General features: G+C 39.1%; 11 protein-coding genes. 8 read left to right on the top strand and 3 right to left on the bottom strand.

Features of this window, described 5'->3' with window-relative positions; all coding sequences use genetic code 11:
- Positions 1-53 precede the first annotated feature (53 nt).
- From ABI125_07245 to ABI125_07235, 3 genes are all read left to right on the top strand, one after another.
- Entirely contained in the window at positions 54-686 is a 633-nt protein-coding gene (locus ABI125_07245; GenBank protein XCF07648.1) for a YceI family protein, read from the top strand.
- 101 nt (positions 687-787) lie between these two features.
- Entirely contained in the window at positions 788-1,318 is a 531-nt protein-coding gene (locus ABI125_07240; protein XCF07647.1) for a sigma-70 family RNA polymerase sigma factor, read from the top strand.
- 1 nt (position 1,319) lies between these two features.
- The gene (locus tag ABI125_07235) at positions 1,320-2,120 is read left to right on the top strand and encodes an anti-sigma factor (protein XCF07646.1); all 801 of its coding nucleotides are present in this window, start codon (positions 1,320-1,322) and stop codon (positions 2,118-2,120) included.
- On the opposite strand, the gene ABI125_07230 is transcribed toward ABI125_07235, so the two are convergent.
- Positions 2,117-2,749: a hypothetical protein gene (locus tag ABI125_07230; protein XCF07645.1), complete on the bottom strand. Its 633-nt coding sequence runs from the start codon at positions 2,747-2,749 to the stop codon at positions 2,117-2,119. The genes ABI125_07235 and ABI125_07230 overlap by 4 nt on opposite strands.
- A 4-nt stretch (positions 2,750-2,753) precedes the next feature.
- Entirely contained in the window at positions 2,754-3,248 is a 495-nt protein-coding gene (locus tag ABI125_07225; GenBank protein XCF07644.1) for an RNA polymerase sigma factor, read from the bottom strand.
- A gap of 568 nt (positions 3,249-3,816) precedes the next feature.
- Here ABI125_07225 and ABI125_07220 point away from each other — a divergent pair.
- Positions 3,817-5,973: a TonB-dependent receptor gene (locus ABI125_07220; protein ID XCF07643.1), complete on the top strand. Its 2,157-nt coding sequence runs from the start codon at positions 3,817-3,819 to the stop codon at positions 5,971-5,973.
- 24 nt (positions 5,974-5,997) lie between these two features.
- Here the strand turns inward: ABI125_07220 and ABI125_07215 are convergent, their stop codons facing one another.
- Complete coding sequence (locus tag ABI125_07215) at positions 5,998-6,324, bottom strand: multidrug efflux SMR transporter (protein ID XCF07642.1); 327 nt, start codon at positions 6,322-6,324, stop codon at positions 5,998-6,000.
- 290 nt (positions 6,325-6,614) lie between these two features.
- Here ABI125_07215 and folE point away from each other — a divergent pair, with 290 nt between their 5' ends.
- From folE to ABI125_07195, 4 genes are all read left to right on the top strand, one after another.
- Positions 6,615-7,292, top strand: coding sequence for a GTP cyclohydrolase I FolE (gene folE / locus ABI125_07210; protein XCF07641.1), 678 nt, complete (start codon positions 6,615-6,617; stop codon positions 7,290-7,292).
- 38 nt (positions 7,293-7,330) lie between these two features.
- Positions 7,331-8,812: a cysteine--tRNA ligase gene (gene cysS / locus ABI125_07205; protein XCF07640.1), complete on the top strand. Its 1,482-nt coding sequence runs from the start codon at positions 7,331-7,333 to the stop codon at positions 8,810-8,812.
- Between the two features lie 138 nt (positions 8,813-8,950).
- Positions 8,951-9,172, top strand: coding sequence for a membrane protein insertion efficiency factor YidD (yidD, locus tag ABI125_07200; GenBank protein ID XCF07639.1), 222 nt, complete (start codon positions 8,951-8,953; stop codon positions 9,170-9,172).
- 363 nt (positions 9,173-9,535) lie between these two features.
- The gene (locus ABI125_07195) at positions 9,536-14,878 is read left to right on the top strand and encodes a CHAT domain-containing protein (GenBank protein ID XCF07638.1); all 5,343 of its coding nucleotides are present in this window, start codon (positions 9,536-9,538) and stop codon (positions 14,876-14,878) included.
- Positions 14,879-14,882 lie beyond the last annotated feature (4 nt).

The raw sequence follows: 14,882 nt of genomic DNA, 5'->3' as shown, positions 1-14,882 counted from the left end.
CTATTGTTTTTTGATTGTTCTATTTTCGAATATTATTATAATGAACAATAAACATGATAAAAAAAGCAAGTATAGCGTTAATCGCTTTAGCCATCGGATTTGTTTCTTGCAAAGAGAACAAAAAAGACAATCAAACGCCCGAAACAGAAAATATCCAATCTGAAAAATTTGTTGTAAAACCAGAAGCTACTTCTGTTAAATGGACAGCATACAAAACCACCGATAAAGTTGGGGTTAACGGCACTTTTACCACATTAAATTTCGATAGCAAATCTGGAAATTCAGCTCAAGAAGCCCTAAATAACCTCGAATTTTCTATACCAATTAGCAGCCTATTTACCAACGATGCAACCAACACCCGAGATGCCAAAATTAAAGATGCCTTTTTTGGCTCTATGATAAATACAGAGTTGCTAAAGGGAAAAATTGAATATAGTATCGGTGGCGCTTGTAACGCTTCGCTAACCATGAACGGGGTAACGCATAACATTCCTTTAAACATAGATATTCAAGAAGAAAGACGCATAACCTTAACCGGAACCATGAATCTTAAAGATTGGAATGCACTAGAAGCTTTGGAAGCCTTGAACAAAGTTTGCTTCGATCTTCATAAAGGAGCAGATGGTGTAAGCAAAACTTGGGAAGATGTTGCCATTGAGGTTAGCACTTACTTGAGAAAAAGTTAAAACAGCTTGAAGTAATAGTAAAGCGCTTCAATAAACAATAGCAAAAACCAAGATTTTCAAATTATATTTGATTATCTTGGTTTTTTATTTAACCACTATACATGAATTTAGAACACCTTGTTGAAAAGTTCAAGCAAAAAGACGAAAAAGCTTTTGAAAGGCTTTACGATATGTACAGCGAAAGCATGCACGGTGTTATTTTCAATATTGTGAGAGACCATGCTATTGCCGAAGAAGTGATGCAAGATGTTTTTATAAAAGCATGGCACAAGGCTGATACTTATTCAAGCAACAAGGGACGGTTTTTTACTTGGATTTTGAATATAGCGCGAAATGCTGCCATAGACAAAACGCGTTCTAAGGCCTTTAAAAAATCAAAACAAAACCTTGACTCCGATTTTTTCGTAGATATAATTGCAACGGGCGACAGCCTAGACCAAAAGACCGATGCCATTGGTATTAAGAAGTTTGTTGACAAACTAGCCGAAAAGTGCAAGTCTGTTATCGAATTGTTATATTTTAGGGGCTACACCCAAACCGAAGCTTCTGAAGCCCTAAACATGCCCGTGGGCACCATAAAAACAAGAAACAGGAATTGTATTAAAGAATTGAGAAATTTGGTATTGAATTAAAATGGACATTAAAACCTACATAGAATCTGGTATTTTAGAGCTTTACGTAGCTGGTGTTCTTTCTGAAAAAGAAAACCAAGAGGTTTACAATATGATGATGGAGCATCCAGAAATTTTACAGGAAGTTCTCGAAATAGAATCGGCTGCCATTAAATTAACCTCAGCTGCCGCTCCTGCCACAAACCAATCAAAAATTTTGCAGGCCGTAAAAGACCATTTAGGTTTAAGTAAATCAGGCAAAGTTGTTTCAATCACCAAACCAAAATACAATTGGATAACTTACACAAGTTGGGCCGCCGCCATTATTTTGGGCATAGGGCTTATGTGGTTCTCTAATGAAAACAGGCAATTGGAAAGCGAAATAAAAATTTCCACCACGCAGATAGACTTACTGGAAACACAAATTGAACGTTCCAAAACCAACTTAGAAAAAGCCCATACTTTAATTTCGGTGTTAAGAGACGAAAACATTGCCCAAGTACCATTGGCAGGACAAGGCAATTTTTCGAGTACTTACGCCAAAGTGTATTGGGATAAAGCATCAAACCGTATATTCTTGGATGCACAAGGACTTCCAGACCCTCCACAGGGCACTGTTTATCAAGTTTGGTCGTTAAAATTAAGTCCGTTAACACCAACCAGTTTGGGCACTATTGACGATTTTATTTCCGATGAAAACAAAATTTTCGAAATTGAAAACGCCAACGAGAGTGAAGCCTTTGGTATTACTTTAGAACCTGCCGGTGGAAGCGAAACCCCAACCATGGAGCAGCTATACACCCTTGGTGTAGTCAAATCTTAAACATCCAGCTTTTTCAACTCTTTGTAATTTCGGTTTAAGCGTTTTAGCAACAAGCCGTAAATAAGCCTGTAAAACAGCCAAATTAGCAGTATAAATACCACTGTTGAAATGACGACTATTGCTGTGGCCATTATGGTTTGTTCCCGACTAAAATGGGCTACTTGATCGGCCAATTCGGGATTATGGGTATACGCAAAATAAAAACCGAAAAGCAACGAAAACCCAGCGACTATTAAATTATAAAGCACATAGTATTTCACTATTTTTCGGGTACGTAGAATGCTTTCCATGAGCTGTTTGGCACTATCAGTTACCGAAATGGATTTATACGACTTATAAAGCAGAAAAATAAACAAGAGGATTACGGCATAGCCAAAAACAGTAAGCACGGTAAAAGTGCCATCATCAGCATATACGGTATCCAATCGTTCCCTAAACGAATCAGATGTAAAATACGGAACGGTATTGATTAAAATCCAAAACACCAATTCGGCCACACTAATGTAAAATAAAGTCTTCACGATTGAAGACGATTTTTTGTGGAGCAAAGGGTATATTTCACTAACCGTAAGCTTCTTGTGCTCCGGTTGCTTATTCCAGTCTTTCTTTAGTAACTCTAGTCCATCCATAGCATCACGGATTTAAAATGGTTTTTAGCTTTGTTTTAATTCTATTCATCTTCACACGGGCATTCACCTCGCTAATACCTAATGTTTCACTGATTTCCTTATAGTTTTTATCTTCAAGATATAAGAAAACCAACGCTTTTTCTATGTCGTTTAATTGGTGTACCGCTTGGTACAACACTTTAAGTTGTTGCTCTTCTGTGTCATCATAATCTTGCGCTTTTATTTTGAATTCCACACCTTCAAAATCTTGCGTTTGTATAGTGCGTTTCGATTTTCTGTAAAGTGTAATGGCTGTGTTTAAAGCTACACGATACATCCAGGTACTAAATTTCGAATCGCCCCGGAATTTCGGGTAGGCCTTCCAAAGCTGTATGGTGATTTCCTGAAATAAATCGTTATGGGCATCATAATTATTGGTGTACAAACGGCAAATTTTGTGTGCAATATTTTGGTGCTTTTCCAGCAATTCAACAAAACTATGTTCTAGTTCTTTATTCAATGATGGTGGTTTAGTTACAATGTAAGTAGCTTAATTTTTAGGAATGTTACAAATACCGAAAACTATTTTCATTTTAAGCTTTATAAATAAAGAAAATGAAAGGGATTGATTCTGATTTTTTTTGTCTTTTTTGAAGATTCGTGATTATTTCAAATCAGAAAGCACAACTTAAATTTAAAGTTTAAACAACAACCAACAAAAATCTGATTAAAAACAAACTAACAAACAACTATAAACAAAATCTATCGACCGTTTTTACGACTTAAAATTGAATTTTTAGTTCATTTCAACAAGGCTAATATATAAAAAAATTAATAGTTTTTCATTCGTCCAAAAACCCTAAAAACAGCACATCATCTTCTTTCAATTTTATACAAATCGGTTCGATTTCCTATATATCGACAGCCCATTTTTCCAAACCTTAATTTTAGTTTTTCTGAAAAAAAATTCAATTCATCAGCATTATTTAACAGTTCGGTATTTAACAATTTTTCCTTCCTCTTTCCTATTGCAAATTTGTGCAGGCTTAATTCATTAATCCATCAAAAAACGAACAAAAAACCAACCGATGAAAACCACTATCTTCTTCCTCATCTTTATTTTTATTTCGCTTCAAACCATGGCGCAAACCACCATTATGGGAACCGTTTTAAACACCAAAAACACGCCCATTGAAGGTGCCAATATTTATCTGGAAGGCACTTACGACGGCGCCACATCCAATGAAATTGGTGAATTTTCGTTTTCAACTTCCGAAGTTGGCACACAAACTTTGGTAGTTTCATATTTAGCTTTCGAAACTTTTAAAATGGTTGGCGATATATCGTTCATGAAAAATGTTACCATAAAATTGAAAGAGGACCTGAACACTTTAGATGCCGTTGTGCTGTCGGCTGGCACCTTTTCAGCAGGCGACAACAGCAAAGTAAACGCACTAAAGCCATTGGATGTAGTGACCACGGCAAGTGCCTTGGGCGATTTTGTTGGCGCACTGCAAACCTTGCCCGGAACAACCACCGTTGCTGAAGATGGTCGACTATTCGTTCGTGGCGGCGATGCCAACGAAACCCAGATTTTCATAGATGGCATCCGTGTATTTACGCCCTATACGCCAACCACCAACAACGCCCCTACCCGTGGGCGCTACTCCCCATTTTTATTTGACGGCATTACGTTTTCAACCGGTGGGTATTCGGCAGAATACGGTCAGGCACTATCCAGTGTTTTATTGCTAAATACCATTGACGAACCCGACCAAGAAAAAACCGATATTGGCATTATGAGTTTGGGCGCCAGTTTAGGAAACACCCAAAAATGGGAAAAAAGCTCGGTGAGTGTTAATGCTTCCTATATAAATTTAGCGCCATACAATGCGATTTTCACCAACAGAAACCAATGGATAAGCCCTTATGAAACCTTTTCGGGAGAAGCCGTTTTTCGCTACAAAACCAATTCGGGACTATTTAAACTTTATAGCGCTTTTGATGCCACCAATTTTGAACTCACCCAAGACGACATCAACACTCCAGAAGGTATCTATTTTAAACTAAAAAACAACAACGTTTACATGAACGGCTCATACGAAAGCAAATTGAACAGCTCTTGGACGCTTTTTGGAGGGATGAGTTATACACGGGCAGGCAACAACCTGAATATATCAGAAAGCACCATAAAAAATACCGAAAACTCCATACATGCCAAACTAAAATTAAAAAACAGAATCAGCAACCACTTTAAAATCAATTTTGGCGCTGAATATTTTGCCACTGATTTTAACGAATCCTATCGTGACGAAACTTTAGAAAGCCCCAAGTATGGCTTCAACAACAATCTGTCGGCCGCTTTTGCCGAAGCCGATATTTTCATTTCGAAAACATTGTCCTTTAAATCAGGGATGCGTGGCGAGTATAGTCAATTATTTGATGATTTCACGATTTCACCGAGGTTTTCAGTGGCCTATAAAACCTCCAACAAAAGCCAAATATCGTTGGCTTACGGGAATTTTCATCAAAACCCTTCTAGCGAAATATTAAAATTCAACCAGAGTTTAAAACCTCAAAAAACAACCCATTATATTTTTAACTATCAATACAACGGCGACAAAAAGTTGTTCCGTGCCGAAGCCTACTACAAAAAATATGCTGACTTGGTAAAATACGATACCGATTTTGCTTCATTCAACAGCAATTTCAACACTAGTGGACATGGGTACGCTAAAGGCATCGATTTGTTTTGGCGCGACAGCAAAAGCATTAAAAATCTCGATTATTGGTTGAGCTATTCCTTTTTGGATTCTGAACGGAGCTACAAAAACTATCCCACCAAAGCGCGACCTTATTTTGCAAATCCGCATAACCTGTCGGTAGTTGGGAAATATTGGATAGACCAATGGCGAAGCCAAATCGGGTTTAGCTATGCTCACGGCTCGGGACGTGCTTATACCGACCCCAACCAGTCCGGATTTTTAAATCAAAAAACCAAAAGCTTCAACAGTTTGAGCTTAAATTGGGCGTATTTAATCAGTCCGCAAAAAATACTGTATGCTTCCGTAAACAATGTTTTGGGATTTAAAAATATTAACGGCTACCAATACGCCAATACTCCCGATGCAAACGGAAATTTCAACAGGCGAGCGCTTCAACCTGCCACCGACCAGTTCTTTTTTATTGGTTTTTTCTGGACCATTAGTGAAGACAAAAAAAGCAATCAGCTGGATAATTTATAATAGCACTACGAAGGAAAAACACCCTTAATGAGACACGGCTTTCAGCCCGATTATAGACATAATCAATGTTGAAAGAAACAAAAGTCTTAAAAAAGTGGTAGGCTCGTTAAAAACAAAAATACCGACCAACACGGTACCCACTGCCCCAATACCTGTCCAAACGGCATAGGCCGTACCAATGGGCAATGTTTGCGTGGCTTTTACCAAAAGTGCCATACTTACAGCCAGTGTAAGTAAAAACCCTAAGTACCACAAGTACATTTCATTTCCAGCAGACTCTTTTGCTTTACCTAAACAAAACGCAAATGCAACCTCAAAAAGCCCAGCGACAACCAATAATAACCAATTCATCTATTTTATTTTAAGTCATTAATTAACAGCAAAATAGTTTCACAAATAACCATTCGAGAACAAAACTAGCCAAAAAACCAACAGGCAAATTATTGATTTCACATAAATTTAACCTCAAATTTTGTAAGTATTAAATATTTGCAAACACAAAGCATAACAAAAGTATAATGCTTATCTTTGCAAACTAAATTTTTAACGGGAATCGGTTAGCGTTTTAAAACACAACTTACTGAAAAAAAGCCTAGTAGTTTAAGCAACGATACCGCATTGTTAAAAAAAATAAATGTAACATGAAATTCGACAGTAATTTAGAAGATTTTGACGCTATCGGAGACAACCACATCAGTACTTCTGAAGATACCCCCATGCGTAGCGATGCCTTTAAACTTTCTAATGAAGAGAAAATTGACATCATTAAAGATGACGTTCGACACATTATGGAAACCTTGGGCCTCGACCTTACCGACGATAGCTTAAAGGGCACCCCAAACCGTGTGGCCAAAATGTTTGTTAAGGAAATTTTTGGCGGATTAGATCCAGACAAAAAGCCAAGTGCTTCTACATTCGACAACAAGTACAAATACGGCGAAATGCTGGTTGAAAAGAATATTACATTGTATTCTACATGTGAGCACCATTTACTTCCCATCGTGGGAAGAGCCCATATAGCTTACATTTCCAACGGCTCTGTAGTGGGGCTTTCAAAAATGAACCGCATTGTAGATTACTTTGCAAAACGTCCGCAAGTACAGGAACGATTAACCATTCAAATCGTGCGCGAACTGCAAAGTGTTTTGGGCACCAAAGATGTGGCCTGTATAATCGACGCCAAGCATTTATGCGTTAACTCAAGAGGCATCAGAGATATTGAAAGCAGCACGGTAACATCAGAGTTTGGCGGAAAATTCAAAGACATGGCCACACGCCGGGAATTTTTGGATTACATAAAGCTCGATACCAAATTTTAAGTTATTCCACCCAAATAAACAACCAAGCCAGCCCACTAATGCAACTTTATAAAGAACAACAGCTAAAAATATACAATTCGTTAACAGGCAAAAAGGAATCATTTAAACCCATTGAAGAAGGCTACGTAGGCATGTACGTTTGTGGCCCCACGGTTTATAGCAATGTGCATTTGGGTAATGTACGCACCTTTATGTCGTTCGATATGGTTTTTAGATACCTAAAACATTTAGGTTATAAAGTGCGCTATGTGAGGAATATAACCGATGCCGGACATTTAGAAAACGATGCCGATACCGGTGAAGACAAAATAACCAAAAAAGCGAGGTTGGAACAAATTGAACCTATGGAAGTGGTTCAGCAATACACTGTCGATTTTCACAACATTCTAAATACCTTTAATTTTTTACCGCCCAGTATCGAACCTACAGCAACTGGTCACATTATTGAACAAATTGAATTAATAAGCAAGATTATAGAAAATGGTTTTGCTTACGAAGTCAACGGCTCTGTGTATTTTGATGTGCACAAATTCAATGAAACCAACCAATACGGCGAACTGAGCAAACGCAACCTTGAAGACTTAGTTCATAACACCCGCGAGCTCGATGGGCAAAGTGACAAAAAAAATCCGCAGGATTTCGCCCTTTGGAAAAAAGCCGAACCACAGCACATTATGCGCTGGCCTTCACCTTGGAGTGATGGCTTTCCGGGTTGGCATCTTGAATGTACCGCTATGAGCACCAAATATTTAGGTGACCAATTTGACATCCATGGCGGCGGAATGGACTTAAAGTTTCCGCACCACGAATGCGAGATTGCCCAAAACCAAGCTGCAAAAGGCAAATCGCCAGTAAACTACTGGATGCACGCCAATATGCTTCAGCTAAACGGACAACGTATGTCTAAATCCACCGGAAATACGGTAAACCCATCCGAACTACTTTCGGGCGATAATAAATTTTTCAGTAAAGCGTACTCGCCAAGCGTTATTCGCTTTTTTGTGGCGCAATCGTCATACCGTAGCGTTCTCGATTTAACAGACGAAGGACTTTTGGCAAGCGAAAAAGGCTTTAACCGATTAATGGAAGCTGTTGGCCTTTTAGACGGACTTAAAACTTCTGAAACCTCAACCTTCGATGTAGCTTCTTGGAAACAAAAATGCTACGATGCCATGAACGACGATTTCAATTCGCCTATTTTAATTGCGCATCTGTTTGAAGCTGCTAAATTTATCAATCAAGTAAAAGAAGGGAAAGAAAGTATTTCTGAAGCTGATTTACAAACTTTAAAAGATACCATTAACGGTTTTGTGTTTGATGTACTCGGACTTGTAAATAACGCCAACAACAACTCTGGAACCGATAAATTGGCTGGTGCTGTTGATGTTTTAATTAAATTAAGACAAGAAGCTCGGGCTAACAAAGATTTTGCACTATCTGATAAAATTAGAGACGAACTCGCCGAAATTGGCATTCAACTTAAAGACGGCAAAGACGGTACCACGTTTTCAGTAAATTAATTGCATTGTTCACCATTCTAAAATTATCACACTTAGTGCGGCCGAAGTATCTTTCAGAATCACACAAGTTAAATTGAGTGAGCACGTAAAATAATCTCGAATCGCAATAATTATTGGAACGAGACAGGTAGACAACACATGAAAAAACTACTCATTGCGCCATTTTTGTTTTTAATAAAGATGTACCAAACCTTTATTTCTCCGTTTACTCCCGCTACCTGTAGATACTCGCCAACTTGCTCACATTATTCAAAAGAAGCCTTGCAAAAACACGGACTTCTAAAAGGCGGATGGCTCTCAATAAAACGGATTTTCAGGTGCCATCCTTGGGGTGGCTCGGGCTACGACCCAGTGCCTTAAAACGAAAAAAATGAAATCTTTTTTCTATTCCCCCTTAAAAAACCGCCACATAACCCTTTGATTATTAAGGTTAATTTAGTAGTTTTATAACTCTCCCCGCATTTTACTCATTAATAGCGATTGTGTTTGTAAGCCTTTTCAAATTAGAAATAGCCTTATAGCCACATTATTTTTCAATTAGCAAAGTCGGCCTTTTGGGACGGTTTTGTTAATGTGTTTTTTAAACGATTAATAAAACAGAATCGCTATGGTTTGGCACACATCCTTTCAAAAATTCATTTTCGCATTCCGTTTTAGCGTGCACAAGAGTTACAATCAAATTTTACTTATACAATAATCTCTTCATTCCTAAACACTGAACCCATGACAAAAAAAGCCAAAATAATAGGTTTAAAACAGGATGTAAAAACGGTAGCACACCTTATACCAAATACGCTTTCGCAACAATTTGAACTGAAAACTTACATCGAGGTTTCGGCGACGCGGTCCAGCAACAATATCAATACCATAGAACTTGAGAACAACGATTTGGTTGCTATCCAATTTACCGACCAAACCGAATGGATTGGCCACCCCGAAGACGTACAAGCGATTTACGACAAAAAGATTCAAGTTGAGCGATCCATAGTTGATGAAGATTATATTTTCGACATCCAAATAACCACCGAAGATAGCAGTCGTGGCCTCATAAAAAGAGCATTAATCAGTGTATTCAGTGTGTTTTCACCAAAAGGTATTGCCAAAACAACAATAGAAGCCCTGGCTAAAAACTACGATAAAAAAATCCAGCCCAATCCGGGACTTTTTCGGTTAGATTCCAACTTCAACAAAATTGAATATTCGGTACCAACTACCCAAACCAGGCCTTATTTATTGCTATTGCACGGTACATTATCCACCTGCACTGATGCCTTTTTCAAACTGAATAGCAACAACAAGGCATGGAAAGACATTGTATCCATTTACGGCTCACGAATTTGGGCTTTAGAACACCGCACCTTATCGGTAAGTCCGTTGCAAAATGCACTCGATTTTTTAAACGATTGCCCTATTGGCTGCACCATTGATATTTTGAGTCATTCGCGCGGAGGAATTGTTGCCGATATATTGGCCAAATGCGACATCAGAAACAAAATAACAGGCTTTAGCGACAATGAAATTGGGGTTTTAAAATCTGACGAAAACAAACAAAACCGCGAATTGATGCACGACATCAACAAAATGGCCAAGGAAAAAAAGATAACCGTAAACAAAGTGGTACGCGTGGCCGCCCCATCCAATGGCACCACTATTTTATCGCGGCGTGTCGATCACTTTTTCAACCTTTTGCTCAATGCCGTTTCACTGGCCTTTGGTATTACCAACCCATTGTACCAAAATGTAAAAGCCTTTTTGTTGGAGCTGGTTAGCCAAAAAGAAGATCCAGAAACCTTGCCGGGTTTAAATGCGATGATGCCTGAATCGTTGTTTCAAAAAATGATGAATATTTCGGGATCAACCGTTGAAAGTGATTTGTACAATATTGCAGGAGATTCAGAAGTGGGCGGCGTTAACTTTAGTTCACTAAAGGTTATTTTGGCCAACTTATTTTACCGCCAAGCGAATGATTTGGTGGTCGATACCAAACGGATGGAACATGGTGTAGTTAGAAAAAATGGCATTTACAAACATTTGGCACAAAGTAGCGACACCAATCATTTTAATTATTTTTCAGCAAATGGCTCCTGCCCCGCTATTTTGGAAGCCCTTAATGCCAGCGCCCAGAATCCGGTTACTTTATTCAAAAAAGAACTTTATACCGATGGCGAACGCGGTATTTTATTGGACGCCCTTTCCCTTGACGGGGTTATCTTTTCACCCGAAAAAATTACCCGCGATGTGGTTTTTGTGGTTCCCGGCATCATGGGTTCAACCATTTCCAGAAATGGTGACCACCAATGGGTAAACATGCGAAAACTTAACGATGGTGGCATTTCCAAAGACCTTAACATTAGTGCCTCCAACGTAAAAGCCAGTGGTGTTATTGAAAAATATTATAACGATTTGGCCGAGCATTTATCGGGACAATACGATGTTATCACCATGCAGTTCGATTGGCGAAAATCGTTAAAGGATTCCGCTAAAATCCTCAAGCAAAAGGTTGAAGACATCTTAAATAAATACAATGTAAAGATTCATTTTGTGGCACATTCTATGGGTGGCTTGTTGGTTCGCCAGTTTATGATGGATTTTCCCGATACGTGGTCAGCTTTCAAACAAAACGGCGCCAATAAATTCATCATGCTGGGCACGCCGTGGTTGGGTTCCTACCTTATTATGGAGGTACTTACTGGACACAGCAGACGCGTTAAACAATTGGCCGCCATCGATTTTAAAAATGACCGTGCCGATTTATTGAAAATATTCTGGAAATATCCCGGCATTTTTGAACTCCTTCCGATTGAAGAAGATCCCGAAAGGCCTTTTTGGGAGGAAAAATTCTGGAACGATCTGGATGCTCAAGCCGATTTAAAACACATGCCCACACCTAAAACAAATGCAAAATCCTTGTCGGGTTTTGAAAGCTACCGGAAGGACGTCATCAATTTCACCAATCAATTGAAGGGTGAAGATTTTACCAACATCTATTATGTTTGTGGTCAGGCCGACAAAACCGTTTTTGATTATTCATTAAAAAACAGGTTTCTGTCCAGCAAAAAGAAATTGGTTTACAAAGCCACTTCGCATGGCGATGGCAGCGTCACTTGGGCTACGGGCATCCCCAAACAACTTCTCAACACCAACAGACTTTATTATACGCAAACTTCGCACGGCGACCTTTCTAACGAGCCAGAAATTTTCCAAGGCATTTCAGATATTTTATCAACCGGAAGCACCAATGCTTTGAGCACCCAAAAACCCATTACCAGAGGCGGCGAAATTATTTCTGAAATTTACGAAGCTCCCGAACCGGTTTACGATTCCAATGCCGTAATCAATGCGATTTTCGATATAAAAGAACAGAAAAAAACCGAAGCGACCACCTTTAATGTCAAGGTGATACACGGCGATTTAAGGGTAGCCTCCTACCCTGTTATGGTTGGCCATTTTTTCATGGATTTGATTTTAAGTGCCGAAAAGGCCTTAGACGATTATTTAGGAAACCGCCTATCCCAACGCATGGGCATTGGCTATTATCCCGGACAAATTGGGGAAAGCGAAGTGTTTTTCAACCTGAACACACAACCCAAAGGTGCCATTATTTGCGGACTTGGAAACACCGATGCTCTTACCAACTACTTACTTTCTAAAACAGTGCGGCAGGCGGTGCTGAAATACGCTATGTTTATGCGCGATAACTACACTCTTCCGCAGGCAAAAAAATATGCCAAAGGACTTTCATTGGTGTTATTGGGAACGGGCTATGGAAAACTTCCCGTTGAAGATTCCGTAAAGGGTATTCTATTGGGCGTCGCAAAAGCTAACCAACGCATCATTGAAATGAAAGAAGGCCTAAAACCCATTCAGGACATTGAAATAATAAACTATTACGAAAGTATTTCCAGCGAGGCGTATTTTAGTTTATCGCGTCAACAAAATTCAGACGAGCGCATTCCGTTTGTCCTGCAAAAAGGCATCACGAAGCGGTCAGGCGCCAAAAAACGTCGTGTATTCCATACCAACAGTTACGATTGGTGGTACAACCTACACATTGACAGTTTAAAAGACGACAACAGCAAGTGCGACACGGACAATGATATTACCGGTTTTAAGTATTATTCATCCGACAGTTTAGCGCGTGTGGAACAGGAAATGGTGGGCATCGGGCTTCATAAAATAAATTATTTGCTAAAGGAAATGTCCACCAGCTCGGTTTGGGATCAACGGCTTTCCAAATCCTTATTTGAAATACTGGTGCCCAACGATTTTAAAGGCAAATTTAGGGATCAAAATAATTTAGTCCTCAAACTGGATAAACATGCCGCACAAATTCCGTGGGAACTCTTGCATGACAATACCACCACCGAAACTCCGGCTTCGGTTACTTCAAGTTTCATCAGGCAATTGGTCACCGAGGATTCCTCGCGCTACAATTCGGTTTCACTAAACAATATTGAAGCTTTTATTGTGGGCGACCCCATTTACAACCAAAGCGATTTGCCACAGCTTCCCGCAGCAAAAGCGGAATCGGAATGGGTGGCCGCTAAACTCAAAAAAGCAGGTTACAACACCAATGCGCTGGTCAATTCTACAACCAAAAACATTATGATGGAGTTGTTCAGCAAGCATTATAAAATTATGCATTTTGCGGGCCACGGCATTTACGACCCCGAAAACTGTAACGTGGGCATTGCCATTGGTGGTGGAATTTGCATCGACCCCGCCATGATCAATCAAATTGGCTACGTTCCCGAATTCATCTTTATTAATTGTTGTTATTCCGGTGTTTTAAATGCCAGTGACGATGCTTATAGCAAAGACCGCTACAGACTAGCCGCAAATGTGGGCACCCAACTTATTGAAATGGGCGTTAAAGCCATTGTAATTTCGGGTTGGGCCGTAAACGATAACGCCGCAAAAGTATTTTCGGAAACCTTTTATGAAAAAATGTTCCAAGGTTACGATTTTGGAAATGCTGTACAGTTGGCGCGTTTCGAGTGTTACCAAAAGCATAAAAGTTCGAATACTTGGGGGGCATACCAATGCTACGGTAACCAGTTTTATAAATTCAAAAGTCGAAGAAAATACAGCGAAAGCGAACAGGAATATGTTGTGGCATCTCAAATCCACACCGATTTGGATAATCTACTCATTTCCATTCGCGATAAAAAAGAAGATAAAATTTCTGCCCAAACCCGATTAGACAAATACATCAATTTGGCACAGGAATCCAATTTGCTCGACGCCATGGTTCTCGAAAAAGAAGCTATGATTTACGACGAATTGGGCATGAGCAATATTGCCTACGAAAAATATAAAGGCCTCTTTAAATTCGATAATGGCAACTATTCCATTAAGGCTTTAGAGCAGTATTGCACCGTGCAATCTTCACGCTTGAAAAATGATATCGAAGAAGCCAAAAAATCCAAAAAAGCGAATGCTGTTAAAGATACCATTTCGGCCTATCTCGACGAAATTAAACTACTGACCTTGGCCGGGCGTAATGCCAGCCGACTAAACATTGTGGGCAATACTTACAAACAAACGGCCCGCTATTTGCCCAAAAGCGAAGAGATCGAATATTTACAATATGCTTTTGAGTATTACAAAGAATCTTTGGACACATCAAACGACAAATTTAGTGGCCAATATCTCGATGCCCTTTCAAACCTCATATTCATAGCACATATACTCGAAAGTTTGAACGGCAAAAAAATGCTCACCCTTTTAAAGGAAAGCAAAGCTTTTAAAAAGGTGAACAACCTTGAAAAATTCCTTGACGATTTCTACCAAGAACTTGACGATTTTGATAAAGCCGACCTCGATATTTCTGTGCTCATTGGCATGACCGAAGTGAGCTACGCCATTTTGTTGATAAACCCCGAAAACAAAAGTCACAGGGAAGATACCATTTTAAGTTGGTACAAGCAGATTTTTCAGCAAATGTACAGTCAGCGTTACATCAATATTGAAATTGAACAAATTGATTTTCTACAGCATTATGTGAAAAACAAAAAAATCAATGACAGCTTAAGAATGATAAAAAAAGAATTGAACAAATACTAAATCT

The sequence above is a fragment of the Tamlana crocina genome, assembly GCA_040429635.1.
GTDB lineage: Bacteria > Bacteroidota > Bacteroidia > Flavobacteriales > Flavobacteriaceae > Flavisericum > Flavisericum crocinum.
The sequence above is the reverse complement of the archived record's forward strand: the minus strand, read 5'-3'. Positions and strand labels throughout refer to the sequence as shown.

Coding starts and splice junctions, on each gene's coding strand:
- folE (XCF07641.1), top strand. CDS start 6,615: ATGAAATTCGACAGTAATTTAGAAGATTTTGACGCTATCGGAGACAAC.
- ABI125_07215 (XCF07642.1), bottom strand. CDS start 6,324: ATGAATTGGTTATTATTGGTTGTCGCTGGGCTTTTTGAGGTTGCATTT.
- cysS (XCF07640.1), top strand. CDS start 7,331: ATGCAACTTTATAAAGAACAACAGCTAAAAATATACAATTCGTTAACA.
- ABI125_07195 (XCF07638.1), top strand. CDS start 9,536: ATGACAAAAAAAGCCAAAATAATAGGTTTAAAACAGGATGTAAAAACG.
- ABI125_07245 (XCF07648.1), top strand. CDS start 54: ATGATAAAAAAAGCAAGTATAGCGTTAATCGCTTTAGCCATCGGATTT.
- ABI125_07220 (XCF07643.1), top strand. CDS start 3,817: ATGAAAACCACTATCTTCTTCCTCATCTTTATTTTTATTTCGCTTCAA.
- ABI125_07235 (XCF07646.1), top strand. CDS start 1,320: ATGGACATTAAAACCTACATAGAATCTGGTATTTTAGAGCTTTACGTA.
- yidD (XCF07639.1), top strand. CDS start 8,951: ATGAAAAAACTACTCATTGCGCCATTTTTGTTTTTAATAAAGATGTAC.
- ABI125_07230 (XCF07645.1), bottom strand. CDS start 2,749: ATGGATGGACTAGAGTTACTAAAGAAAGACTGGAATAAGCAACCGGAG.
- ABI125_07240 (XCF07647.1), top strand. CDS start 788: ATGAATTTAGAACACCTTGTTGAAAAGTTCAAGCAAAAAGACGAAAAA.